The sequence below is a fragment of the Halomonas sp. 25-S5 genome (assembly GCF_029889845.1).
In the GTDB taxonomy this organism is placed as follows: domain Bacteria; phylum Pseudomonadota; class Gammaproteobacteria; order Pseudomonadales; family Halomonadaceae; genus Halomonas.
The window spans coordinates 77,143-102,295 of the sequence record NZ_JARANV010000003.1; the positions used below are offsets into that span (position 1 = coordinate 77,143).

Sequence of the window (25,153 nt, forward strand, 5' to 3'; positions counted from 1 at the left end):
CGCCGGGGCGGGGCTCGTCGGGGGCTCGCTGCGCCGGAGCGTCCGGCGCACCCGGCTCAGAGGCTCGAGACGAAGACCAGGATCACGCCGGCCGGGGCCACGAAGCGTGACACCACGGTCCACAGCGTCGCCTGCCCGCCGGAGAGGTTCAGCTCGGCCGCCACGCTGGCGCGGTCGAGCCGCCAGGCCACGAACAGGATGGCTCCCAGGCCGGTCAGCGGCAGCAGGAACTTGCTGGTCAGGGTGTCCAGGAAGTCGAAGATGTTCAGGCCCGCAATCGACAGCTCGCTCCAGACGTTGAACGACATCAGCGCCGCGATGCCCAGCGCCCAGACCGCCACGCCGCCGACCAAGGTGGCGGACACGCGTGAGAGCGGAGTGCGCTCCTCCATCAGTTCCACCACCGGCTCCAGCAGCGAGATCGCCGACGTCAGCGCGGCGAAGGTCAGCAGCAGGAAGAACATCAGGCCGAGAATCATGCCACCGGTCATGTTGCCGAAGGCCAGCGGCAGGGTGACGAATATCAGGCCGGGCCCCTCGCCCGGGCTCAGGCCATTGGCGAAGACAATGGGGAAGATGGCCAGGCCCGCCAGCAGGGCGATGGTGGTATCCAGGATGATCACCGTCCGGGCCGTTCCGATCAAGTTGACGTCCTCGCCCAGGTAGGAGCCGTAGGCCATCATGATGCCCATGCCCAGCGACAGGGTGAAGAAGGCCTGTCCCATGGCCGCCAGCACCACCTCGCCGGTGACCGCGCCCCAGTCGGGGCTGAACATGAAGGCCAGCGCCTCGCCGAAATGGCCGGTGGTCATGCCATAGCCCACCAGCACCAGCATCAGCACCACCAGTGCCGGCATCAGGGTGCGCACGGCGCCCTCAAGGCCCTTGGTAACGCCGCGGGCGACGATGAAGATCACCAGCGCCATGAAGGCGGTATGCCATAGGGTCAGCGCCACCGGATTGCCCAGCAGGCCGGTGAAGATCTCGCTGACGCCATCCGCATCCTGACCGGTGAAAGCGCCGGTCACCGAACCAAGGGTATAGGAGAGCGACCAGCCACCGATGACGCTGTAGAAGGAGAGAATCAGGAAGGCGGCCAGCACCCCGGTGGCCCCGACCAGCGCCCAGGCGGGCAGTCGGCCATTCCTGCGGGCCAGGACGACCATGGAATTGATCGGGTTCTCCTGGCCACGGCGGCCGATCAGCCATTCCGCTACCAGGATCGGCAGGCCCACCAGGGCCACACAGGCCAGGTAGATGAGCACGAAGGCCGCGCCTCCGCTGTCACCCACCATGTAGGAAAACCGCCAGATATTGCCTAGCCCCACCGCCGAACCGGTGGCAGCCAGGATGAAGGCCATCTTCGATGACCACTGTGCGTGGGAGAGTTTCGACATGTTTCACCCTGAGAGTACGTGTCGCCAACGGCCGATCTGGCGCGATGACGGCTTGTGCTTGTCATTGCCACGTCCAGGGCGCCATGGTTCACACGACGCCGTCCAGAGCATGACAGGATCCAGGCAGGATCGCTGCCGTGTCGCACCTCGCGCGTTCCAGGCCGGTGCGGCAAGGAGCGGGAGAGGACCGGGTGCCAGATATTCGCAAGATCCACGCGGATTATGCGCAGGATCCAGTCAATATCCATGATATTGGCACGCCGAACCGTAAAACTATCCGATCAAACGCTCGATGACCAGCCATGGCGGGGAGATTCTCGCCCCGACTTTGGACGTAGGGCGATGGTCTGAAGCTCTGTCAGAAAAGCCTCGCCTGGCGCTCGCCTTCGAAGGCCTCGAGGGGAGAAAGTAAACAGTGTTCACAAAGCCGGGAAGACAGGCGATACGCCAGTTTCAACGCTCCGCGAACGTCCGGGGTATGCACCATCCGGTAAGAGGTTTTCCCCTGATTTATCCACAGGATGAGGCGTTCAATCAAGGGGGTGAAACAGCGCTCGTTGATCTCGTGATTGACATGCTCGATAAAACGCACCAGCGGGCAGCCTCCCGTGGAAAGCACGTGTAATGGGGCTCTCGGCTTTTCGGCCTCGTCATGCAGGAGCCCCGAGAGGGCCTACGGCGAGGTGGCGAAAAGCGGTCTCACGTCGAGCGTCGCGCGGTTCGCGCCGTAAGTTATCAACATTCGGTTGAGGGCCTTTTCGGCTCGTCTCTTGTGGAAGAATTCCCGGGACAGCTGAACCATCATCGGGCCGAGCCGTGCATCCAGCGGCCTCACTCCACGGTGACGGACTTGGCCAGGTTGCGCGGCTGGTCCACGTCGGTGCCCTTGAGCACCGCCACGTGGTAGCTGAGCAGCTGCAGCGGCACGGTAAAGAGGATCGGCGCCAGCGCCTCGTGCACATGGGGCAGGCGCAGCACGTGCACGTGCTCCTCCTCGTTCAGCCCCACCTGCTCGTCGGCGAAGACGAAGAGCTCGCCGCCACGGGCGCGGACCTCCTGGAGGTTGGACTTGAGCTTGTCGAGTAACTCGTCATTGGGCGCCACGGAGATCACCGGCATCTCGCTGTCGACCAGCGCCAGCGGACCGTGCTTGAGCTCGCCCGCCGGGTAGGCCTCGGCATGAATATAGGAGATCTCCTTGAGCTTGAGCGCGCCCTCCAGGGCGATGGGAAAGTGGGCGCCGCGGCCCAGGAAGAGGGCATGGTGCTTCTCGGCGAAGGCCATGGAGAGCCGCTCGATGGCCGGGTCCAGCTCGAGCACCCGGGCCACCAGGCCGGGCAGGCCACGCAGTGCCGTCACCAGGTCGGCCTGGACACGCTCGTCGAGCCCCTTCGCCCGGCCCAGTGCCAGGGTCAGCAGCATCAGGGCGGTGAGCTGGGTGGTGAAGGCCTTGGTGGAGGCCACGCCGATCTCGGGCCCGGCCTGGGTCATCAGGGTCAGGTCCGACTCGCGCACCAGCGAGCTGCCCGGCACGTTGCAGATCGCCAGGCTGGCCAGATAGCCGCGCTCTCGGGCGAAGCGCAGTGCCGCCAGGGTATCGGCGGTCTCGCCGGACTGGGAGAGGGTCACGAAGAGGGTCCCCTCGGGCACCACCACCTGGCGATAGCGATACTCCGAGGCGACCTCCACCTGCACCGGCACCCCGGCATAGCGCTCCAGCCAGTAGCGGGCCACCATGCCCGCATGGTAGCTGGTGCCGCAGGCGACGATGTGGATCTGCTTCGCCTGGTGGAAGAGTGCCTCGGCCTCGGGGCCGAAGCTCTCGATCAGCGCCGAACGCTCGCCCAGGCGCCCCTCCAGGGCGGCCGCGATCACCATCGGCTGCTCGTGGATCTCCTTGAGCATGAAGTGGCGATAGTCGCCCTTGCTGGCCGCCCCGTCACCATGCTCGAAGGTCTGGACCTCACGCTCGACCGGCACGCCCCGGGCATCGAACACCTCGATGCGCCCGCCGGCGGAGAGGCGCACCGCATCGCCCTCCTGGAGGTAGATGAAGCGGTCGGTGACCTGCAGCAGGGCCAGGGGGTCGGAGGCCAGGAAGGCCTCGTCGATGCCCACCCCCACCACCAGCGGGCTGCCCTTGCGGGCGCCGATGACGACGTCGGGTTCCTCGGCATGGATCACCCCCAGCGCATAGGCGCCGTCCAGCCGGGCCAGTACCCGCCGAACGGCGGTGAGCAGGTCCCCGGCCTGGCGGCTCTCCCGCTCCAGCAGGTGGGCGATCACCTCGGTGTCGGTCTCGGAGGTGAAGGCGTAGCCCTCGGCCGCGAGCTCGCGCCGCAGCGCCTCATGGTTCTCGATGATGCCGTTGTGCACCACCGCCAGTCGCTCGCCGGACTGGTGGGGATGGGCATTCGCCTCGCTGGGGCGGCCATGGGTCGCCCAGCGGGTATGGGCGATCCCGCTGCGTCCCGGCAGCGGCTCGGCGACCAGGCGCGCCTCCAGGGCCGCCACCTTGCCCAGGGCGCGCCGCCGCTGCAGGCGGCCCTCCGGGGCGAGCACCGCCATGCCGGCTGAGTCATAGCCGCGGTATTCCAGGCGCTTGAGCCCCTCCAGCAGGATGCCCTGGACGTTGCGTTCGGCAACGGCACCGACGATTCCACACATATGACCTCTCCTCAGGGTTCCTGGCGCTTGGTCGGCCGCGGCCAGTCGGCCTTGCTGACCTGGCGGCCCCGGGAGACGGCCAGGGTGTTGTCGGCGACATCCTTGCTGATGGTCGAGCCGGCACCCACGGTGGCGCCACGGCCGACGCTGACCGGCGCCACCAGCGCCGTGTTGGAGCCGATGAAGGCCTCGTCGCCGATCTCGGTGCGGTGCTTGTTGACGCCGTCGTAGTTGCAGGTGATGGTTCCGGCGCCGACGTTGACATCGTGCCCCAGCCGGGCGTCGCCCACATAGCTCAGGTGGTTGATCTTGCTGCCCTCGCCCACCTCGACGTTCTTGGTCTCGACGAAGTTGCCGACCTTGGCTCCCACCGCCAGCCGCGAGCCGGGCCGCAGCCGGGCGAAGGGGCCGATGCGATTGCGGCCGGCCACCACCGCCCCGTCGAGGACGCTGTGAGGCTCGATCACGCTCTCGGCGCCGACATGGCTGTCGCGGATCACGCAGTGGGGCCCGATGCGCACCCCCTCGCCCAGCTCCACCTCGCCCTCGAAGACGCAGCCCACGTCGATCTCCACGTCATGGCCGCAGGTCAGGCGGCCGCGCACGTCGAGGCGCGACGGGTCGGCGAGGGCCACCCCCTGCTCCATCAGTCGCTCGGCGATGTCGTGCTGGTGGGCGCGCTCCAGGCGGGCCATCTGGGCACGGTTGTTGACGCCTTCGACCTCCAGCGGTCGCGCCGGCTGGGCGGTGGCAATGCTCACGCCCTCGGCGGCGGCCATGGCGATGATGTCGGTCAGGTAGTACTCGCCCTGGGCATTGTCGGCGGAGAGACGCGGCAGCCAGCGCCGCAGCTGGGCGGCGGTCATGGCCATGATGCCGGTATTGCACTCGCGCACGGCCCGCTCGGTCTCGGAGGCATCCTTGTGCTCGACGATGGCCACCACCTCACCGGCGGCGTTGCGCAGGATGCGCCCGTAGCCCGCGGGGTCCTCCAGGGTCACGGTGAGCAGGCCCAGATGATCGTCGTCGACGTGGGCCAGCAGCTCGACCAGGGTCTCGCGACGAATCAGCGGCACGTCGCCGTAGAGCACCAGCACCCGGCCCTCGCCTAGCGCCTCCAGGGTCTGGGCCACGGCATGGCCGGTGCCCTTCTGCTCGGCCTGCAGGGCGAAGTGCACCCGGCAGTCGGCCAGTGCCTCGCGGACCTGCTCGGCCCCGTGGCCCACCACCACATGGGTGCGCTCGGCCTCGAGCCCCCGGGCGGTGTCGATCACGTGACGCACCATCGGCTTGCCGGCCAGCCGATGCAGCACCTTGGGCCGGGTCGAGCGCATGCGGGTTCCCTGCCCCGCTGCCAGTATCACCACGTCGAGCGTCATCATGACTCCTTGTGCTGGTTCGTCTGATCCCGTCTATTCTAGGGGGCGTCCGGCCTCCGCCGCCATGCCGGCCTTCGGGTCATCGACCACGGTGATGCCGAGTTCGTCGACGACCTCGCGGCCGAAATGGTCCGCGAAGGCCGGGCTGGCGAGGCTCGCCCAGCCCTCGCCCTGGCGCACCAGCATCAGCACCGCGAGCGAGCGCTCCCGAGCCAGCGCCATGCCCGCCTCCTCGCCGAGCACCAGCAGGGCGGTGGCCCAGGCATCGGCCCAGGCGTCGGAGGGGTGGACGACGCTCACCGAGGCCAGGCGATGCTCGATGGGGCGACCGGTGCGGGGATCCAGGGTGTGGGAATAGCGCTGACCGTCCTCCTCGAAGTAGTTGCGATAGTCACCGGAGGTCGCCACCGCGATGTCCTCCAACGGCAGCACATGCTGGGCCTCCTGGGGGCCATCCCGGGGGACCTCGACGCCGATGCGCCAGGGCGCGGACTCGGCGTCGCGATGGCCGCGCACCCTGACCTCGCCCCCCAGATTGACCAGGTAGTCCTCGAGACCCTGACCATCGAGATAGGCCGCCACCCGGTCGGTGGCATGGCCCTTGGCGACCCCGGAGAGATCGACGAAGACATCGCGCAGGCGGCGAGCCTGCAAGGCCTGCTCGTCGATCTCCAGGCTGCCGGGGCCTATCTCGGCCAGTCGTTTGGCCAGGGTGGCGTCATCGGGCACCTCCCGGGGCCGGGCCTCGGGGCCGAAGCTCCACAGGTTGACCAGCCCGCCGATGGTCATGTCGAAGGCCCCACCGCTGGCCTCCGACACGGCCTGGCCGATGGCCATCACCTCGATCAGGTTATCGGAGAGGGGTTGCCATTCACCCAGTGGCGCCTGATTGAACAGTACCAGCTCGGAATCCTTGCGCCAGGTCGACATGGCGGCATCCACCGCCTCGAGCTCGGCCAGGATGCCTGTCTCCAGTTCATTGGCCTCCCCCTGGGTCAGGGGGTCGGCGATGGTCACCTGGTAGAAGGTCCCGAAGGTCTCTCCCTCCAGGGTCACCGGCGAGTCCAGCGGCCGATCACGCTCAGAGCAGCCCACCAGCAGCAGGCCCAACAGAAGAGAGAGGAGAATCGGTCGCAGTACCGTCATGTCAGGCGCCTCCGAAGAGCCAGATCAGGGCCACACCCAGCACCAGGCGGTAGACCACGAAGGGCTGCATGCCGATGCGCTTGATGAAGACCAGGAAGAAGTGGATGCAGAGATAGGCACTGACGCCGGAGAGCAGCGCCCCCATGATCAGGGCGCCCCAGTCCACCGGTCCGGGGGCGCCAGCGAGCCCGACGATCTCCAGGCCACCGGCCAGCACGATCACCGGGATCGACAGCAGGAAGGAGAAGCGTGCCGCCCCCTCCCGATTCAGGCCCAGCAGCAGCCCCGCGGTCATGGTGATGCCGGAACGGGAGGTGCCGGGGATCAGCGCCAGGGCCTGGGCCAGACCGATCCAGAGGGCGTCCTGCCAGCTCAGGTGGTACTCGTTTCGCGAGCCGCGGCGTCGCCAGTCGGCATAGGCGAGCAACAGGCCGAAGACGATCAGGCCGCCGGCGATGACCAGCGGCGAGCGCATGACGACCTCGATGGTGTCCTTGAAGGCGAGCCCCGCAAGCCCCACCGGGATGGTGGCCAGGATCACCCACCAGGCCAAACGGGCCTCGTCGTCGGTGCCGCGCCCCGCCACGCTGCGGCACCAGCTGGTGGTCATGCCGACCAGCTCATGGCGGAAGTAGAGCACCACCGCGCTCAGGCTGCCGATGTGCAGGGCGACATCGAAGGCCAGGCCCTGGTCGCTCCAGTCGGTGAAGATCGGCACCAGGATCAGGTGGGCGGAGCTGGAGATCGGCAGGAACTCGGTCAAGCCCTGAACGATCGAGAGGACAACGATCTGTAGCCAGTCCATGAAACGGTCCATGTGGGTGGAAGGCGCCGACATCTCGACGGAAGCAGAGGATACACATCCGCGGCCCGGCTGTCCGCCGTCGCCGGATCAGACGCCCGACAGCATGGCGGTGGCGAAGCCGAAGTAGATCACTACCCCCGAGGCATCGATCACGGTGGTCACCAGCGGCGCCGAGGCGGTGGCCGGGTCCCAGCCCAGGCGGTCGAGCACGAAGGGCAGGCACATGCCCAGCAGGCTGCCGAACAGCACGATGCAGATCATGCTCACCGCCACCACCATTGCCACCGCCTCGCCGCCGCGCATCACCCCGATGGGCGCCACGGCCAGCGCCATGGTCAGCCCCAGTGACCCGGCCACCAACAGCTCGCGGCCCAGCAGCTTGCCCCAGTCCTTGACGCCCACGTCGCCGGTGGCCATGCCGCGCACCATCAGCGTGGCGGCCTGGGCGCCGGCGTTGCCGCCGCTGCCGATCAGCAGCGGCAGGAAGAACACCAGGGCCACCTGGGCGGCGATGGTCTCCTCGAAGTAGGCGATGCCGGCCCCGGAGAAGAGATTGCCGAACACCAGCAGCACCAGCCAGGTGACCCGCTTGCGGTAGAGACTCCACAGCGGCACCCGGCTGACCCCGTCCTCCAGCGCGCCGATGGACATCCCCTTGTGGATATCCTCGGTGGCCTCGGACTCGACCACGTCCATGGCGTCGTCATGGGTGACGATGCCCACCAGGCGTCGTTCGGCGTCGACCACCGGCAGGGCCAGCAGGTCGTAGCGGGCGACGGTCCGCGCCACCTCCTCCTGGGCCTCGTCCACGCTGGCGCTGATCACGTCCTTGATCATCAGGTCGTCGATCAGGGCCCCGGGGCGCGACACCATCAGTTGGCGCAGCGACAGGGTGCCGGCCAGGCGCCCTTCCAGGTCGACGATATAGAGCTGGTAGACCGTCTCGGCATCCGGGGCCGTCTGACGCACCCGCATCAGGGCACGGGAGACGGTCATCCCCGTCGGGATGGCCACGTAGTCCGAGGTCATGATCGCCCCGGCAGTGCCCTCCTCGTAGCTGGCCAGCCGCTTGAGCTCCTCGCGCTCGCGGTGGGCCATGCGTCGCAGCAGCGCCTCGCGACGATCCTCGTCCAGCACCTTGAACAGGTCGGTCCGCTCGTCGGAGCCCATCTCCTCGAGCAGCAGCAGCAGCGCCTTGTCCTCCATCGCCTCGGCGACCGCCCGTTGCTCCTCACCGGGCAGGTAGCCCAGCACATTGGCACGCCGCTCGAGGGACAGGCGGTCGAGCAGGGCCAGCGCCACCGGCAGGCCTTCCTCTTCCTCGCCCAAGGCGTCCTCGACGATCTCACCGATGTCCGCCGCACGCAGCTCGCGCAGCAGCACCCCGAGCCGCTCGGTATTCTCTTCCTCCAGGGCGGTCAACAGCGCCGTGCGATGTGGCTGCAGGGTGTCATCGAGGGACATGGCTATGCTCCTGTGATCGCCGCGTCGTTGGCCGGCCGAAAGCGAGGAAGGGTCAGGCACTGGCCAGGAACGACAACGCCCCCCGGACGCTGGGTGCGGGGGGCGCAGTCGACGGCACGAGGCTGGATCAGCCCTTGCCGGCCTTCTTGCGCAGTTGCTGAATCGTACGCAGCTGCGCCATGGCTTCGGCCAGTTCGGCCGAGGCGCGGCTGTAGTCGAGCTCAGCGGACTTGTCGCTCATGACCTTCAGCGCCTGCTGGCGGGCCTCCTCGGCCGCGGCCTCATCCAGGTCGTCGGCACGCACGGCGGTGTCCGCCAGCACGGTGACCACATCGGGCTGCACCTCGAGGAAGCCACCCGAGACGTAGAAGTGATCTTCCTCACCTCCGCCATGGACGATCCGTACCGGACCCGGCGATAGCTCGGTGAGCAGCGGGGCGTGGCCGGCCAGGATCCCGAGATCCCCCATGCGACCGGCTGCCACGATCTGCTCGGCGGTGCCGGAGTAGATCGATGACTCGGCGCTGACGATCTCGCACTTGAAGCTTTTCGTCATTATGACGTCTCCCAGGTGGAGGGATTACTTCATCTGGTTGGCTTTCTCGACGGCTTCGTCGATAGTCCCCACCATGTAGAAGGCCTGCTCCGGTAGCTCGTCGTACTCGCCGTCGAGGATGCCCTGGAAGCCACGGATGGTGTCTTTCAGGGACACGTACTTGCCGGGCGCCCCGGTGAACACCTCGGCCACGAAGAATGGCTGCGACAGGAAACGCTGGATCTTGCGCGCCCGGTAAACGGACAACTTGTCCTCGTCGGACAATTCATCCATGCCCAGGATCGCGATGATATCCTTGAGCTCCTTGTAGCGCTGCAGCACGTTCTGCACGCCACGGGCGATGTTGTAGTGCTCCTCGCCGACGACCAGCGGGTCGAGCTGACGCGAAGTGGAGTCCAGCGGGTCGATGGCCGGATAGATCCCCAGCTCGGCGATCGAGCGCGCCAGTACCACGGTGGCGTCCAGGTGCGAGAAGGTGGTCGCCGGCGACGGGTCGGTCAGGTCGTCCGCGGGCACGTAGACGGCCTGCACGGAGGTGATCGAGCCGGTCTTGGTGGAGGTGATGCGCTCCTGGAGCACACCCATCTCCTCGGCCAGGGTCGGCTGGTAGCCCACTGCGGAGGGCATCCGGCCCAGCAGGGCAGAGACCTCGGTACCGGCCAGGGTATAGCGGTAGATGTTGTCGATGAACAGCAGCACGTCGCGGCCTTCATCGCGGAACTTTTCGGCGATGGTCAGGCCGGTCAAGGCCACGCGCAGGCGGTTGCCGGGCGGCTCGTTCATCTGACCGTAGACCAGCGACACCTTGTCGATGACGTTGGACTCGGTCATCTCGTGATAGAAGTCGTTACCCTCACGGGTACGCTCGCCGACCCCCGCGAACACCGAATAGCCGCTGTGCTCGGTGGCGATGTTGCGGATCAGCTCCATCATGTTGACGGTCTTGCCCACGCCGGCGCCGCCGAACAGGCCGACCTTGCCGCCCTTGGCGAACGGGCAGACCAGGTCGATGACCTTGATGCCGGTCTCGAGCAGCTCGTTGGAGGCCGCCTGGTCGGCGTAGCCCGGCGCCTTGCGGTGGATCGGCATGCGCTCGTCCTCACCGATCTCGCCCGCCTCGTCGATGGGCTCGCCCAGCACGTTCATGATGCGGCCCAGGGTCGCCTTGCCCACCGGCACGGAGATAGCGGCACCGGTACCGGTGACCTCCAGGCCCCGCTTGAGGCCTTCGGTCGTACCCATGGCGATGGTGCGCACCACGCCGTCACCCAGCTGCTGCTGAGTCTCGAGAACGGTCCCGGTGTCCGAGACCTTCAGCGCGTCGTAGACCTTGGGCACATCGTCCCGCGGAAACTCTACGTCAATCACCGCGCCGATGATTTGTACGATACGTCCGCTCATCTTGGTTCCTCTCAAATACCTGCAAATGAAACCTGCTTGCCGGGAGGGCATTGCCCTCCCCGACGCTAAACGGCGGCGGCGCCACCGACGATCTCGGAGATTTCCTGGGTAATGGCCGCCTGACGGGCCTTGTTGTACACCAGCTCCAGGTCGTCGATCAGATTGCCGGCGTTGTCGGTGGCACTCTTCATGGCGATCATGCGAGCGGCCTGCTCGCAGGCCACGTTCTCGACCACCGCCTGATAGACCTGCGCCTCGACGAAACGCACCAACAGGCTATCCAGCAGCGCCTTGGCATCCGGCTCATACAGGTAGTCCCAGCTACCGGGACGCTTGTTTTCCTCGTTGGACGCTTCCGCCCCCATCTCGGCGGACAGGGGCAGCAGCTGGCGAACCACCGGCTTCTGGGTCATGGTGTTGACGAACTCGTTATACACCACGTACAGGCGGTCCAGCTGGCCCTCGTCATAGGCATCCAGCATGACCTTCGCGCTGCCGATCAGGTCCTCCGCATCGGGCGCCTCGCCCAGGCCACTCTTGGCCGCGACGAGGTTGCCGCCAAACTTGCGAAAGAAGCTGGTGGCCTTGCTGCCCAGGGCACAGAAGTCGAGTTCCGCGCCCTGGTCACGCTGGGCCTTGGCATCCTTCACCACGGACTTGAACAGGTTGACGTTGAGGCCACCGCACAACCCGCGGTCGGAGGAGACCACGATGTAGCCGACCCGCTTGACCTCGCGCTTGTCCATCCACGGATGCTTGTACTCCGGGTTGGCATCGGCGACATGGCCCACGACGTTGCGGATCTGCTTGGCATAGGGCTGGCTGGCCTTCATCCGGTCCTGTGCCTTGCGCATCTTCGACGCAGCCACCATTTCCATGGCGCTGGTGATCTTCTGCGTGTTCTTGATGCTCCCGATCTGGGTGCGTATCTCTTTTGCAGCTGCCATAGCGATCTACCTTATCGTTCGTGGCCCTCAGAAAGCTCCAGGGCCCGCCCCGGAGGAGCAGGCCGTCGGCATTACCAGCTCTGAGTGGCCTTGAACTTCTCGAGACCCTGCTTCAAACCATCCTTGATCTCGTCACTGTAGTCGCCGGACTGGTTGATCGTGTCGAGCAGATCGGCGTGCTCGGACTTCATGAAGTCCTGCAGCGAACGCTCGAAGTCCAGCACCTTGTTGACCTCGACATCCTCCAGGTAGCCCTCGTTGGCGGCGTACAGGGAGAGGGCCATCTCGGCCACGGACATCGGCGAGTACTGATTCTGCTTCATCAACTCGGTGACGCGCTGACCATGCTCGAGCTGCTTGCGGGTAGCCTCGTCCAGGTCGGAGGCGAACTGGGCGAAGGCCGCCAGTTCACGGTACTGGGCCAAGGCCAGACGCACGCTGCCGCCGAGCTTCTTGATGATCTTGGTCTGGGCCGAGCCACCGACACGGGACACCGAGAGGCCGGCGTTGATCGCCGGGCGGATGCCCGAGTTGAACAGGTCGGTCTCGAGGAAGATCTGACCGTCGGTGATGGAGATCACGTTGGTCGGCACGAAGGCCGAAACGTCACCGCCCTGGGTCTCGATGATCGGCAGGGCCGTCAGCGAGCCGGTCTTGCCCTTCACCTCGCCATTGGTGAACTTCTCGACGTAGTCGACGTTGACGCGCGCGGCACGCTCGAGCAGGCGGGAGTGGAGGTAGAAGACGTCACCCGGGAAGGCCTCGCGGCCCGGCGGACGGCGCAGCAGCAGGGAGACCTGGCGATAGGCCACGGCCTGCTTGGACAGATCATCGTAGACGATCATCGCGTCTTCACCGCGGTCGCGGAAGTACTCGCCCATGGTGCAGCCGGAGTAGGCGGCGAGAAACTGCATCGGGGCCGGATCGGCGGCACCGGCGGCGACCACGATGGTGTGTTCCATGGCGCCGTGCTCCTCGAGCTTGCGCACCACGTTGGCAATGGTCGACTGCTTCTGGCCGATGGCCACGTAGACGCAGGTGACGCCCTTGCCTTTCTGGTTGATGATTGCATCGATGGCAATGGCCGACTTGCCGATCTGGCGGTCGCCGATGATCAGCTCACGCTGGCCTCGGCCGATCGGCACCATGGCGTCGATGGACTTGAAGCCGGTCTGAATCGGCTCGTCGACGGACTGACGAGTGATGACACCGGGGGCGACCTTTTCCACTGCGTCGGTCAGCTTGGTATTGAGGTCGCCCTTGCCGTCGATGGGGTTGCCCAGGGCGTCGACCACGCGGCCGGCCAGTTCGGGACCCACCGGCACCTCGAGGATGCGCCCGGTACACTGGGCGGTCATGCCCTCTTCGAGCTGCAGGTAATCGCCAAGGACCACGACGCCGACGTTATCGCGCTCGAGGTTGAGCACCATGCCGAAGATGCTGCCGGGGAACTCGATCATTTCACCGAACATCGCGTCCTCGAGGCCGTGCACTTTCACGATGCCGTCGGAAACGCTGACGATGGTGCCCTGATTGCGGGATTCGGATGCGACATCCAGCTTCTCGATACGCTGCTTGATGATGTCGCTGATCTCGGAAGGATTCAGTTGCTGCATGCCATGTCCCTCAAACTCAGGCGGAAAGGGCCTCGTGGAGGCGGTTCAATCGACCACGTACCGACCCGTCGATGACGGTGTCGCCGGCACGCAGGATGACGCCTCCCAGGAGGGTGGAATCCACCTGAGTGGTAATGGAGATTTCGCGGTTCAGACGCTTGGCCAGTGCACTCGCGAGCTTGTCCTGCTGCGCATCGTCCAGCGGGAAGGCAGAGACGATATTCACGTCCATGCGCTTCTCCTGCTGGGCCTTGAGCAGCGCAAACTGCTCGGCGATGGCCGGCAGGGCCGCCAGGCGGCCCTTTTGGCCGACGAGCCGCAGGAAATTGCGGACGGCGTCGCTCATGGCGTCGCCACAGACATCGACGACCACATCGGCCTTTTGGGTGCTCGACAGGCTCGGGTTGCCGAGCACGCGGCGTTGCATGTCGTCGTCTTCGACGACAAGCGCCGCGGTCTCCAGCATCCCTGCCCAGTCATCCAACGACTTCTGCGCAACAGCGTACTCGAAGGCCGCCTTGGCGTAAGGTCGCGCGACGGTAGACGTTTCCGCCATGGGTCACCTCCTCAAAGCTCTTTGGCGAGTTTGTCGACGAGCTTGCCGTGTTGCTTCTCGTCGATGGAGGATTCCAGGATTCGCTCCGCACCCAAGATGGCGAGTCGCGATACCTGTACACGCAGCTCATCCTTCGCGCGGTTCACTTCCTGCTCAATCTCGGACTTGGCGCTAGTGATCATGCGCTCGCCTTCCTGGCGGGCCTGCTCACGTGCCTCGTCGATCATCTGGTTGGACCGCTTGTGGGCCTGCTCCAGGATTTCGGCCGCCTGTTCCTTGCTCTCACGCAGCGTCTCATTGACCTGTTCTTCGGCCAGTTCGAGATCGCGTGATGCACGGCTGGCAGCATCCAGGCCATCGGCGATCTTCTTCTGGCGTTCCTGCAGAGCCTGCGTGACCGGAGGCCAGACAAACTTCATGCAGAACCAGACGAAGAACGCAAAGGCGATAGCCTGGCCGATCAGGGTTAGGTTCAGGTTCACGCCAGCACCTCTCGCGTCACAGGTTTGGGGTTATCGTCACGACGGGTCTTGCGACCGTCGTGCGTTAACCGACAAACGGGTTGGCGAAGGTGAAGAACAGCGCGATACCCACACCGATCATGGTCACGGCGTCCAGCAGGCCGGCGACGATGAACATCTTGACCTGCAGCATCGGGATCATTTCCGGCTGGCGTGCGGCGCCTTCCAGGAACTTGCCGCCCAGGATACCGAAGCCGATAGCGGTGCCGAGGGCACCCAGGCCGATCAGCAGGGACACGGCGATCGCGGTCAGACCCAAAACTTGTGCTTCCATGGTGGTTCTCCAGTTTCAGTCGAGTGGTTTATGGGTTGATGGTCTAGCAGGTTGAGAGATGGTCAGTGCTTTTCCACCGCCATCGCAAGATAGACGATGGTCAGCATCATGAAGATGAAGGCTTGCAGGGTGATGACCAGGATATGGAACACCGCCCAGGTGAAGTGCAGGGGCAGCTGCCAGAGACCGATCATCGCGATCAGGATGAAGATCAGTTCACCGGCATAGAGATTGCCGAAAAGACGCAGCGCCAGTGAAATCGGCTTGGCGATCAGGGTCACCGTCTCGAGCAGGAAGTTGACCGGCACGAACAGCGCCTGCACCAACTTGTTCGGGGAGTTGAACGGGTGCAGGGTCAGCTCGCCGATGAAGCCCGAGAAACCCTTCTCGCGGATGGTGTAGAAGATGAGCAGGGCGAAGACCGACAGTGCCATGCCCAGGGTGGCGTTGACATCGGTGGTCGGCACCACCTTGAAGTAGACGTGCGCGGGATCAGCCCCGAACATGACCCCCACCTTCTGGGCCAGCATCGGCAGGAAGTCCACCGGCACCAGGTCCATCAGGTTCATCAGGAAGACCCAGCAGAAGATCGTCAGTGCCAGCGGCGCGACCAGCTTGCTGTTGCCGTGGAAGGTGTCCTTCACGGAGTTGTCGACGAACTCGACCATCAGCTCGACAAAGTTCTGCACCCCGCCCGGAATCCCTGTGGTTGCGGCCTTGCCAACTTTTCGAAACAGCCACAGGAACACCAAACCGAGACCGATGGACCAGCCCAGGGTGTCGAGATGCAGGGCCCAGAACCCCATATCGGAGGCCTCCTGGGCGGAATGGGCAATCGACCAACCGTTTTCCGGGTGGTACCCGAAGGTCAGGTTCTGCAGGTGGTGCTGGATATACTCCGTGGGAGTCGGATTGTTGCCTGCCATGAGCTGCCTCGATTTCAGGTGTGTGACGGACGCTGCATCAGCCAGGGACTCAGCCAGTGCGCGAACAGCGTCACCACGTATGCGCCAAAGAAGAAAGCGGGGTTAGAGGGGGGCACTGAGATGAACACCAATATGAACAATGCCGCCGTCAAACCAAACTTTCCAGACTCAGCCTTGTAGAAGCTGTTGACGATCTGTTTCGTGTACCGAGCGCCCTGGTAGCGGAACATGCGCCAGGCAAAATAGGCGTTGGGAAGCAAGGCCACCGCCCCACCAAGCAATGCCGACATGGCAACCGGCACACCACCTAGCCATGCACCGAAACTCGTCATCAGGCTGGCCGTGACCAGCTGGGCCAGAAGCAGGTTCTGGAAGCGTGGAGGCTTGATGCTGGCTGCCATCGGCTTACCCCTGAAGTTGCCACGTCACTGCGCCTTGAAGTACCCCATGACCACCAGGGCAGCGCCATTGGACAGTCCGGCGCGATTATAGGGAAGCCCCCACCAGGCTTCAACCAAGAAAGCCGCCAACGCGCGCGATATCGCATTGGTCTACGACTAAATGTCGATAAATTCGGCCACTATGCTTAGCGTGCGAAGTGACTCGCACTACCGGTCACACCATCGGTCAGCGGATGTGCTCGAGGATGCCATCGAGCTCATCGAGGCTGGCGTAGCGGATGGTCACCCGTCCCTTGCCGCCCCGCCCGTGCTGGATCTTCACCGGCGCCCCAAGCACCTCGGCGAGTCGCGTCTCGAGGCCGGCCACGTCCGCGGACGGCGCCTCGCGCCGCGGCTTGGCGGGCTCCCCGTTGGCCAGGCGCTTGACCAGCGCCTCGGTGTCACGGACCGTGAGATCCTTGTTGACCACCTCATGAGCGGCCTTGCGCTGATGCGCCCCGGAGAGGGCCAGCAGCGCCCGGGCGTGGCCCATGTCCAGGTCACCGCGCTCGAGCAGCGTCTGTACCTCGGGGTCCAGCGTCAGCAGCCGCAGCAGGTTGGCCACCTGGGCACGGGAACGGCCCACGGCATCGGCCACCTGCTGCTGGGTGAGGGCGAACTCCTCGAGCAGCTGCTTGAGGGCCATCGCCTCCTCGACGGGGTTAAGGTCCTCGCGCTGAATGTTCTCGATCAGCGCCAGCGCCAGGGCCACCTCGTCGCTGACCTCGCGGATCACCGCGGGGATCATGTCGAGCTCGGCAAGCTGGGCGGCGCGCCAGCGACGCTCGCCGGCGATGATCTCGTAGCGCGCCTCGCCGACGGGACGGACCACGATGGGCTGCATCACGCCCTGGGCACGAATCGAATCGGCCAGCTCCTCGAGGGCCTCGGGCTGGATGTCACGACGCGGCTGGTACTTGCCGCGGGTGAGCTGCCCCAGTGGCAGCCTTTCGAGGCGCTCCTCGGCGGGGCTCTCCGGCGATTCCGCGACCGGCGTGGCCTCGCTCGTATCGACCTCGGGCAGGTCAAGGCTTTCACGACGGCGGGCATTGGCACCGATCAGGGCATCCAGGCCGCGTCCCAGGGCGCGTTTACGCGTCATCGACATTCCCTCATCACTACCTGCGGTATTCGGCGGCCGGCCTACAGCGACAGGCGCCGGATCAGTTCCTTGGCCAGCACCCGGTGGGCCTGGCTGCCGCGCGAGAAGCGGGCATACTTGGTCACCGGCAACCCGTGGCTCGGGGCCTCGGCGACCCGCACATTGCGCGGGATCGTGGTCTTGAGCAGTGCATCGCCGAAGTAGTCGCGCAGCTGCTTGCTGATGTCGCGGGTCAGGCTGTTGCGAGCATCGAACATGGTGCGCAGGATCCCATAGATCTCGATCTGGGGATTCACGCTATCCTTGATCTGCTCCACGGTGTCGAGCAGCGCCGACAGCCCTTCCAGGGCGTAGAACTCGCACTGCAAGGGGATCAGCACGCCGTCGGCGGCGGTCAGGGCATTGACGGTGAGCATGTTCAGCGACGGCGGACAGTCGATCAGCACCACGTCATATTCGCCGGCCACCTCCTCCAGGGCCTTGACCAGGCAGCGCTCGCGCCCCTCACGGCGGTCGAGCAGCTCGACCTCGGCGGCGGTCAGATCGCCGTTGCCGGGCAGCAGCGCATAGCCCGCCTGCGGACAATCGAGGATCACCTCGGTGGGCCGCTTCTCGCCCAGCACCACGTCGAGCACGCTGCCATCCAGATCATGCTTGTCGGCGCCGCTGCCCATGGTGGCATGTCCCTGGGGGTCCAGGTCGACCAGCAACACGCGGCGATCCAGGGATGCCAGGCTGGCGGCGAGGTTGACGGCGGTGGTGGTCTTGCCCACGCCGCCCTTCTGGTTGGTCAAGGCTATGATCTTGGTCACGGGCAACTCCCTTGCTGGGGAAACAGACGCCTCTGTGTCAGGCCTGGGTCACGTCCCGGTGTCGAAGGACCACGAGCTGTCGGCCGCCGTTCTCGTAGGGCACTGCGAGGTCGTGTCGTGCCGCCACGACGATGTTCTCGGGCAGTTCGGCCAATTCATCATCCACGGCGGGGCCCTTCATGGCCAGCCATTCACCACCCGGGGCCACCAGGCTCGCGGTCAGCGCGATGAAATCGACCAGGCTCGAGAAGGCCCGCGAGATCACCTGGGCATGGCCCCCGGGAACAGGGTCGAAGGCTTCGACCCTGGCCTGTACCGGCGTGACGTTGCCCAGGCCCAGCTCCATCACGGCCTGGCGCTGGAAGCGCACCTTCTTGCCGTTGCTGTCGAGCAGCGTGACGGAAAGACTCGGCTCGAGGATCGCCAGCACCAGGCCCGGCAGGCCCGGTCCCGAGCCCACGTCGAGCAGCTCCGGTCCCCGGATGAAGGGCAGCACCGCGGCACTGTCGAGGAGGTGGCGGGTCACCATCTCCTCCGGCGTGCGTACCGCGGTGAGGTTATAGGCGCGGTTCCACTTGTGCAACAGTCCCACCAGCGCCAGCAGTTGATGGCGCTGCTCCCCCTCCACGGCGATACCCAGCGCCGCAAGCCCGCCGTCCAGGCGAGCCTCGAGGCTCCGCTCGCCTGACGTCATGCGCTGGCCGCCCGGCTGTCGTCGAGCAGCCGGCGTTTCTTGAGGTGGATCAGCAGGATCGAGACCGCCGCCGGGGTCACGCCGGAGATACGCCCGGCCTGGGCTAGGGTCTCGGGGCGCGTTTCCTCGAGCTTCTGGCGAATCTCGTTGGATAGCCCCTCGACGCGCTGGTAGTCGAGATCATCGGGCAACGGCGTGGCCTCGTGGCGCTTGAGCTTGTCGATCTCGTTCTGCTGTCGCTCGATGTAGCCCTGGTACTTGGCCTGGATCTGCACCTGGTCGGCCGCCGCCTCGTCCTCGACCGCCTGCCCCTCGATGCCGGGCAGGTCGGCGAGGTCGCCATAGGCGAGCTCCGGGCGCCGCAGCAGGTCCATCAGGCTGTATTCGCGAGAAAGCGGCGTGCCGGTCCTGGCCTCGACCCGAGCGGCGGCAGGGGACCCCGGCTGCACCCAGCTGGCCCGGAGACGCGCGCTCTCGCGCTCCACCGTCTCGCGCTTGGCCGCAAAGGCCGACCAGCGGGCATCATCGACGAGTCCCAGTTCGCGACCGGTCTCGGTGAGCCGCATGTCGGCGTTGTCCTCGCGCAGCAGCAGGCGGTATTCGGCCCGCGAGGTGAACATGCGGTAGGGCTCCTTGGTCCCCAGGGTGATCAGGTCATCGATCAGCACGCCCAGGTAGGCCTCGTCGCGGCGCGGTGACCAGGCCTCCAACCCACGGGCCCGCCGAGCGGCATTGAGGCCGGCCAGCAGCCCCTGGGCACCCGCCTCCTCGTAGCCGGTGGTGCCATTGATCTGGCCGGCGAAATACAGGTTGTGGATAAACGTCGTTTCCAGCGAGTGGCGCAGGTCCCGGGGATCGAAGAAGTCGTACTCGATGGCGTAGCCCGGCCGGGTGATATGGGCGTTCTCCAGCCCCGTGATGGAGCGAACCACCTGCAACTGCACGTCGAAGGGCAGCGAGGTGGAGATGCCGTTGGGGTAGAGCTCGTGGGTATCGAGCCCTTCCGGCTCGACGAACACCTGGTGGCTGGCCTTGTCAGCGAAGCGATGCACCTTGTCCTCGATGGACGGGCAGTAGCGTGGCCCGACCCCCTCGATCACCCCCGAGTACATCGGCGAACGATCCAGGTTGGCGAGGATGATCTCGTGGGTGCGCTCGTTGGTGTGCGCGATATGACAGCTCGCCTGGCGAGGGTGCATCTCGCGGTTGCCGAGGTAGGACATCACCGGCGTCGGGCTGTCGCCGGGTTGCTCCTCGAGGCGCGAGAAATCGACGCTCTTGCCATCGAGCCGGGGCGGCGTTCCCGTCTTCAGGCGGTCGACCCTGAACGGCAGCGACCGCAGCCGTTCGGCGAGGGCATTGGAGGGTGGATCGCCGGCGCGGCCGCCACGGCTGGTGTCGAGGCCGATATGGATCACCCCGCCGAGGAAGGTTCCGGTGCACAGCACTACGGTCTCGGCCAGGAAGCGGATGCCGGTCTCGGTGACCACGCCACGCACGCTATCGCCCTCGACGATCAGGTCGCCCGCCGCCTGCTGGAACAGGGTCAGGTTGGCCTGGTTCTCCAGCATGCTGCGGATCGCGGCCTTGTAGCGGACTCGGTCGGCCTGGGCCCGCGTGGCCCGAACCGCCGGCCCCTTGCGGGCATTGAGCACGCGAAACTGGATACCTCCCAGGTCGGTTGCCAATCCCATGGCACCGCCCAGCGCATCGATCTCCTTGACCAGGTGGCTCTTGCCGATCCCGCCGATGGCGGGATTGCAGGACATCTGGCCGAGGGTCTCGATGTTGTGGGTCAGCAGCAGGGTCCGGCAGCCCGTCCGGGCCGAGGCCAGGGCGGCTTCGGTTCCGGCATGGCCGCCGCCGATGACGATGACGTCAAAGCGGTCGGGATACTCCAAGGGTCACCTCGTGGCGCATGGCGCCGATATTGCAGTCAGGAGTGGAAATCAGCGGGCCAGTATAAACCTCCTGTGGGTAATCGTCAGGGTTTTCCACACCCGATTGACCATGCCGGCGATCGCTGGCTCTCTTCATAAACAATTAAACAGAATATAAAGAGAAGTTCTGTTGTTGTAGTAACTACTGGTGTGGACATTTTCCGTGGATAACCGAATTAAATCAAATAATTTCAACACGTTGTGGTGTTGACTCCTGGAGGGAAAGAAAGCTAACTGCCTGCGGACGAGGTGTCGGGAGCCTGTGGATGGAAAGCTCGCTTATCCACAGCGGGACTCGGGCACCGCTTATCCACCGTTGCCTACCCGGCTTGTCACCGTGACTGTGAACAAGCTGCGGTGATCCGTCCATTGCCCAGCACGGCGGGGGCTAGAGGCTGATTGGGTCCGGTTTTCCGGAGTTTCTGTCCACAGACAAAAAAAGGCCCTGTCGATAACGACAGGGCCTCTCCAGAACACTGCGAGGAAGGGAGAATCAGTGCTTGAGCACCCTCGAAAGGAACTGCTGGGTCGGTTTGTTGCGGGGGTGATCCAGGACCTCTTCGGGGGGGCCCTCCTCGGCGATCTCGCCCTGGTGGATGAAGATCACCCGGTCGGCGACCTCCCGTGCGAAGCCCATCTCGTGGGTGACGATCATCATGGTCATGCCCTCTCGCGCCAGCTCACGCATGGCATCGAGGACCTCGCCGATCATCTCCGGGTCGAGCGCCGAGGTCGGCTCGTCGAACAGCATCAGGCGCGGCTCCATGGCCAGGGCACGTGCCAGGGCTACACGCTGCTGCTGACCGCCGGAGAGCTGTCCGGGATGTTTGGCCGCCTGGTCGCTGATGCCGACCCGCTCGAGCAGTCGTTCGGCCGTCTCGACGGCATCCGCACGGCTCCAGCCACGCACCTTCATGGGCGCCAGGCTGACGTTGTCGAGCACGCTCAGGTGCGGGAAGAGGTTGAACTGCTGGAAGACCATGCCGACCTCGGTGCGGATCTTCTGCAGCGCCGCCGAGGCCTTGCCGTAGGGCACCAGTTGGCTGCCATCGACCTCCAGATAGCCCTGCTGGAACTCCTCGAGGCCGTTGATGCAGCGGATCAGTGTCGACTTGCCCGAGCCGCTGGCACCGATGATCACCACGACCTCGCCGGGGGAGACCGCCAGGTCGATGTCCTTCAGCACGTGTAGGTCACCGAAGTGCTTGTTGACCTTGTCCATGCGCACGATGGGGTCGGCGCCGGAAGGGGACTTGTCTTGGTTCATGTCGCGCGTTCCTTATTGTCCGACCAGGCCCCTGCGCTCCAGCTGGCGTAGCGCAAACGAGAGGGTCAGGGTGATCGCCAGATAGAGCAGGGCGACCATCAGGTAGACCTCCAGGGCGTTGAAGGTGGTGGCGATATAGACCTGGCCCTGGCGGACCAGCTCGCCGACCCCGATCACCGAGAACAGCGAGGTGTCCTTGATGCTGATGATGCCCTGGTTACCCAGCGACGGGATCATGCGCCGGAAGGCCTGGGGCCAGATGATGTAGCGGAAGGTCTGGCGGCGTGACAGGCCTAGCGACAGGCCTGCCTCGCGCTGGCCGCGCTCGATGGACTGCACGCCGCCGCGCACGATCTCCGAGATGTAGGCGCCGGAGTTGACGGCGATGGCGGCGATACCGGCCACCAGGGCGTTGATCGGGCCGCCCAGCAGCTGCGGCAGGCCATAGAAGATGAACAGCACCTGCACCAGCACCGGGGTGCCGCGGAAGATCTCGATGTAGGCCACGGCCGGGATCTTCAGCCATGCGAGGCGACTGATGCGCAGCAGGCCGAAGAGGATGCCGATCAGGAAACCGATGGCCAGGCCACCGAAGGAGATCAGCAGGGTATAGGGGATACCCTTGAGCAGGAAGGGAATGGAGGCAAAGGCCGCCTGCCAGTCGAATTGGAAGGTGACGTCCACAAGGTTTCTCCGTCAAGACGCAGGGGTGACGACAGGGGGGAGCGTGCCGGATTCGCAACGCAACGGGGCCGGGCACTCGACCCGGCCCCGCGATCACGCGATCAGGAGGCGAAGGGCATCATTCGCCGCTGGCGCTACCGAACCACTTGGCGTGGATCTCGTCGTAGGTGCCGTCTTCCTTCATCTCGGCCAGGGCCTCGTTGACGGGCTCGACCCACTCGCTGCCCTTGACGAAGACGATGCCGTACTGCTGGCCCTCGTAGAGATCCCCCACGACCTTGACGCGACCCTCGCCACGGGTCTTGGAGAAGTAGCCGACGTTGGGAGCATCGTAGAAGACGGCATCGACACTGCCGCCGAGCAGGGCCATGTACATGTCGCTGCTGCCCGGATAGGGGGTGATGTCGGCCTCGTCGCCCAGGTTCTCATCGAGGAAGTCGTAGCTGGTGGAGCCGACCTTGGTGCCGATCTTCTTGCCCTTCAGGTCCTCGATCCCCTGGACGCTGTCGTCGTTGGCACCGATCAGGATCCGCAAGCCGCTGTCGTAGTAGGGGTCGGAGAAGTCGACGATCTCGGCACGCTCCTCGGTGATGGTGATGCCGGCGATGGCGATGTCGACGTTACCGGTCTGCACGGCGGGGATGATGCCGTTGAAGTCCATCGTGCGCAGGTTGTACTCGAAGCCGGCACGCTCGGCCAGCTCGCTGATGATGTCCATATCGAAGCCGACCATCTCGCCGGTCTCCTGGTCCATCATCTCGAAGGGCACGAAACTCGGGTCGGTGACGACTTCGAGGACGTGGTTGTCGGCGTTGGTCATACCGGAAAGCCCTAGCCCGAAAGCGACGCTGGCGGCCAGGGAGGCGGTCTTCAGTTGGCGTTTCATACGATTCCCCATGGAAGAATTTATTGTGGAGTACGCCTTAAACCATGGCGAGTTCCCGGGGAAGCGTCAAGTGGAGGGAAAAGCGTGTTGTCGGCGGTGAGCCAACGCTGGCGGTCAGACCATGAAGGAGGCGCCGCAGCCGCAGGTGGTGGTGGCGTTGGGGTTCTGCACCAGGAAGCGGGCACCAGCCAGCCCTTCCTCGTAGTCGACGGTGGAGCCGACGAGGTACTGGTAAGAAAGCGGGTCGACCACCAGGGCCACCGGGCCGAACTCGACGAGGGTGTCGTCGTCGGCGACCTCATCGGCGAAGTCGAAGCCGTACTGGAAGCCCGAGCAGCCACCACCGGTGACATAGACCCGCAGTTTGAGCCGGGGATTGCCCTGTTCCTCGATGAGCGCCGCGAGACGGGCACGGGCCCCGTCCGAGAGCAACAAGGGGGTGGGAACGAAGGATTCGGCACCGCTCATGGGTGACCTCCCCTGGATCGATGAATGTCTTGCCAGTGGGGATTATCCACAATCCCCAGCAAAAGGGTCAACTTTGTTGGAGAGCGACCTTCTCCCGGCGCCCTTTGGAGTTTAGATTTGACGGCTGCTGTCAGGGCATGATGGCCGGGGCGTCGAGGCCGGCCAACTCGTCGAGGCCGAACATCAGGTTGAGGTTGTGCACGGCCTGCCCCGAGGCGCCCTTGACCAGGTTGTCGATCACCGAGAGCACCACCACGGTGTCGCCGTCACCGGGACGGTGGACCGCCAGGCGGCAGAGGTTGGCCCCCTTCACGCTGCGTGTCTCGGGATGGCTGCCCGCTGGCATCACGTCCACGAAGGGCTCACCGGCGAAGCGCCGCTCGAAGAGCGCCTGCAGGTCGCCGGGGTCGGCGGTCAGGCGGCCGTAGAGGGTGGCGTGGATACCGCGGATCATCGGTGTCAGGTGGGGGACAAAGGTCAGGCCCACCGGGCGCCCGGCAGCCTCGGCCAGCCCCTGGCGGATCTCCGGCAGGTGGCGGTGGCCCGAGGCGCCATAGGCCTTCATGGACTCGCTGGCCTCGGCCAGCAGCGAGGGCACCTTGGCGCCGCGGCCGGCCCCGGTGACGCCGGTCTTGCAGTCGGCGATGACCCGGTCGGCATCGATAACTCCCGCCTCCAGCAGTGGCAGCAGGCCGAGCTGCACGGCGGTGGGATAGCAGCCGGGCACGGCGATCAGGCGTGCCTGGCGGATGCGCTCGCGGTTGACCTCGGGCAGGCCGTAGACCGCCTCGCCGAGCAGCTCGGGTGCGCCGTGGGGCTGGCCGTACCAGCGGGCCCACTCGTCAGTGTCGCGCAGCCGGAAGTCGGCCGAGAGGTCGATGACCCGGGTGCCCCTGTCGAGCAGCTCGCCGGCCAGGGCATGGGCCACGCCGTGGGGGGTGGCGAAGAACACGGCATCGCAGCGTCCCAGGCGGTCGGTATCGGGCTCGCTGAAGGCCAGGTCGTCGTAGTGGCCGCGCAGGTTGGGGTAGAGCTCGCTGACGGCCATGCCGGCCTCGGAGCGCGAAGTGATGGCATCCACCGTCACGTCGGGGTGACGGGCCAGCAGCCTGAGCAGTTCGACACCGGTGTATCCGGTGCCGCCGACGATTCCGACCTTGATCACGATGGTCTCCTGGGGTTGGTGACGTGACGCTGGGACCTGT

The 25,153-nt window shown here is 65.6% G+C and carries 25 protein-coding genes; all 25 read right to left on the reverse strand.

Features of this window, described 5'->3' with window-relative positions:
• Nucleotides 1-56: 56 nt before the first annotated feature.
• Complete coding sequence (locus tag OP498_RS03590) at nucleotides 57-1,397, reverse strand: sodium-dependent transporter (protein WP_280552576.1); 1,341 nt, start codon at nucleotides 1,395-1,397, stop codon at nucleotides 57-59.
• Between the two features lie 358 nt (nucleotides 1,398-1,755).
• Entirely contained in the window at nucleotides 1,756-1,989 is a 234-nt protein-coding gene (locus tag OP498_RS03595; RefSeq protein ID WP_280547250.1) for a hypothetical protein, read from the reverse strand.
• A gap of 239 nt (nucleotides 1,990-2,228) precedes the next feature.
• Complete coding sequence (glmS, locus tag OP498_RS03600) at nucleotides 2,229-4,064, reverse strand: glutamine--fructose-6-phosphate transaminase (isomerizing) (protein WP_280552578.1); 1,836 nt, start codon at nucleotides 4,062-4,064, stop codon at nucleotides 2,229-2,231.
• An 11-nt stretch (nucleotides 4,065-4,075) separates the two neighbouring features.
• A complete protein-coding gene (gene glmU, locus OP498_RS03605; protein ID WP_280552582.1) occupies nucleotides 4,076-5,443 on the reverse strand; it encodes a bifunctional UDP-N-acetylglucosamine diphosphorylase/glucosamine-1-phosphate N-acetyltransferase GlmU in 1,368 nt (455 codons plus the stop codon).
• Between the two features lie 33 nt (nucleotides 5,444-5,476).
• Entirely contained in the window at nucleotides 5,477-6,589 is a 1,113-nt protein-coding gene (locus tag OP498_RS03610) for an FAD:protein FMN transferase (protein WP_280552584.1), read from the reverse strand.
• A 1-nt stretch (nucleotide 6,590) separates the two neighbouring features.
• On the reverse strand, nucleotides 6,591-7,394 hold the full coding sequence (locus tag OP498_RS03615; RefSeq protein ID WP_280552586.1) for an undecaprenyl-diphosphate phosphatase: 804 nt from the start codon (nucleotides 7,392-7,394) through the stop codon (nucleotides 6,591-6,593).
• An 87-nt stretch (nucleotides 7,395-7,481) separates the two neighbouring features.
• Nucleotides 7,482-8,858, reverse strand: a complete 1,377-nt coding sequence (mgtE, locus tag OP498_RS03620) for a magnesium transporter (RefSeq protein WP_280552588.1) — start codon at nucleotides 8,856-8,858, stop codon at nucleotides 7,482-7,484.
• Between the two features lie 127 nt (nucleotides 8,859-8,985).
• On the reverse strand, nucleotides 8,986-9,414 hold the full coding sequence (locus OP498_RS03625; protein WP_280547240.1) for a F0F1 ATP synthase subunit epsilon: 429 nt from the start codon (nucleotides 9,412-9,414) through the stop codon (nucleotides 8,986-8,988).
• A gap of 24 nt (nucleotides 9,415-9,438) precedes the next feature.
• A complete protein-coding gene (atpD, locus tag OP498_RS03630) occupies nucleotides 9,439-10,815 on the reverse strand; it encodes a F0F1 ATP synthase subunit beta (protein WP_280547238.1) in 1,377 nt (458 codons plus the stop codon).
• Nucleotides 10,816-10,880: 65 nt separating this feature from the next.
• Nucleotides 10,881-11,762, reverse strand: coding sequence for a F0F1 ATP synthase subunit gamma (gene atpG, locus OP498_RS03635; protein ID WP_280547237.1), 882 nt, complete (start codon nucleotides 11,760-11,762; stop codon nucleotides 10,881-10,883).
• 71 nt (nucleotides 11,763-11,833) lie between these two features.
• Nucleotides 11,834-13,378, reverse strand: a complete 1,545-nt coding sequence (gene atpA, locus OP498_RS03640; RefSeq protein WP_280547236.1) for a F0F1 ATP synthase subunit alpha — start codon at nucleotides 13,376-13,378, stop codon at nucleotides 11,834-11,836.
• A gap of 16 nt (nucleotides 13,379-13,394) precedes the next feature.
• Complete coding sequence (locus OP498_RS03645) at nucleotides 13,395-13,934, reverse strand: F0F1 ATP synthase subunit delta (protein WP_280547234.1); 540 nt, start codon at nucleotides 13,932-13,934, stop codon at nucleotides 13,395-13,397.
• A gap of 11 nt (nucleotides 13,935-13,945) precedes the next feature.
• A complete protein-coding gene (locus OP498_RS03650) occupies nucleotides 13,946-14,416 on the reverse strand; it encodes a F0F1 ATP synthase subunit B (protein WP_280547233.1) in 471 nt (156 codons plus the stop codon).
• Between the two features lie 64 nt (nucleotides 14,417-14,480).
• Nucleotides 14,481-14,729 (reverse strand): F0F1 ATP synthase subunit C, encoded by a 249-nt coding sequence (gene atpE, locus OP498_RS03655; RefSeq protein ID WP_071943354.1) that lies wholly within the window; start codon nucleotides 14,727-14,729, stop codon nucleotides 14,481-14,483.
• Nucleotides 14,730-14,791: 62 nt separating this feature from the next.
• The gene (gene atpB, locus OP498_RS03660) at nucleotides 14,792-15,655 is read right to left on the reverse strand and encodes a F0F1 ATP synthase subunit A (protein ID WP_280547232.1); all 864 of its coding nucleotides are present in this window, start codon (nucleotides 15,653-15,655) and stop codon (nucleotides 14,792-14,794) included.
• 14 nt (nucleotides 15,656-15,669) lie between these two features.
• Nucleotides 15,670-16,056, reverse strand: coding sequence for an ATP synthase subunit I (locus tag OP498_RS03665; RefSeq protein WP_280552590.1), 387 nt, complete (start codon nucleotides 16,054-16,056; stop codon nucleotides 15,670-15,672).
• A 226-nt stretch (nucleotides 16,057-16,282) separates the two neighbouring features.
• Nucleotides 16,283-17,197, reverse strand: coding sequence for a ParB/RepB/Spo0J family partition protein (locus tag OP498_RS03670; RefSeq protein ID WP_280547229.1), 915 nt, complete (start codon nucleotides 17,195-17,197; stop codon nucleotides 16,283-16,285).
• A 41-nt stretch (nucleotides 17,198-17,238) separates the two neighbouring features.
• The gene (locus OP498_RS03675) at nucleotides 17,239-18,009 is read right to left on the reverse strand and encodes a ParA family protein (RefSeq protein WP_280547227.1); all 771 of its coding nucleotides are present in this window, start codon (nucleotides 18,007-18,009) and stop codon (nucleotides 17,239-17,241) included.
• A gap of 37 nt (nucleotides 18,010-18,046) precedes the next feature.
• Nucleotides 18,047-18,703, reverse strand: coding sequence for a 16S rRNA (guanine(527)-N(7))-methyltransferase RsmG (gene rsmG, locus OP498_RS03680; protein WP_280552592.1), 657 nt, complete (start codon nucleotides 18,701-18,703; stop codon nucleotides 18,047-18,049).
• Nucleotides 18,700-20,604, reverse strand: a complete 1,905-nt coding sequence (mnmG, locus tag OP498_RS03685; RefSeq protein WP_280552594.1) for a tRNA uridine-5-carboxymethylaminomethyl(34) synthesis enzyme MnmG — start codon at nucleotides 20,602-20,604, stop codon at nucleotides 18,700-18,702. The genes rsmG and mnmG overlap by 4 nt, the downstream gene beginning before the upstream one ends.
• A 532-nt stretch (nucleotides 20,605-21,136) precedes the next feature.
• The gene (locus OP498_RS03690) at nucleotides 21,137-21,910 is read right to left on the reverse strand and encodes an amino acid ABC transporter ATP-binding protein (RefSeq protein WP_280547223.1); all 774 of its coding nucleotides are present in this window, start codon (nucleotides 21,908-21,910) and stop codon (nucleotides 21,137-21,139) included.
• A gap of 12 nt (nucleotides 21,911-21,922) precedes the next feature.
• Nucleotides 21,923-22,594, reverse strand: coding sequence for an amino acid ABC transporter permease (locus OP498_RS03695; protein ID WP_280547222.1), 672 nt, complete (start codon nucleotides 22,592-22,594; stop codon nucleotides 21,923-21,925).
• Nucleotides 22,595-22,712: 118 nt separating this feature from the next.
• Nucleotides 22,713-23,480 carry a transporter substrate-binding domain-containing protein gene (locus OP498_RS03700; RefSeq protein WP_280547221.1) on the reverse strand — a complete coding sequence of 256 codons (768 nt, stop codon included), beginning with the start codon at nucleotides 23,478-23,480 and terminating at the stop codon, nucleotides 22,713-22,715.
• A 114-nt stretch (nucleotides 23,481-23,594) separates the two neighbouring features.
• Nucleotides 23,595-23,948 carry an iron-sulfur cluster insertion protein ErpA gene (gene erpA, locus OP498_RS03705; RefSeq protein WP_280547220.1) on the reverse strand — a complete coding sequence of 118 codons (354 nt, stop codon included), beginning with the start codon at nucleotides 23,946-23,948 and terminating at the stop codon, nucleotides 23,595-23,597.
• Between the two features lie 130 nt (nucleotides 23,949-24,078).
• Entirely contained in the window at nucleotides 24,079-25,113 is a 1,035-nt protein-coding gene (gene argC, locus OP498_RS03710; RefSeq protein ID WP_280552596.1) for an N-acetyl-gamma-glutamyl-phosphate reductase, read from the reverse strand.
• Nucleotides 25,114-25,153 lie beyond the last annotated feature (40 nt).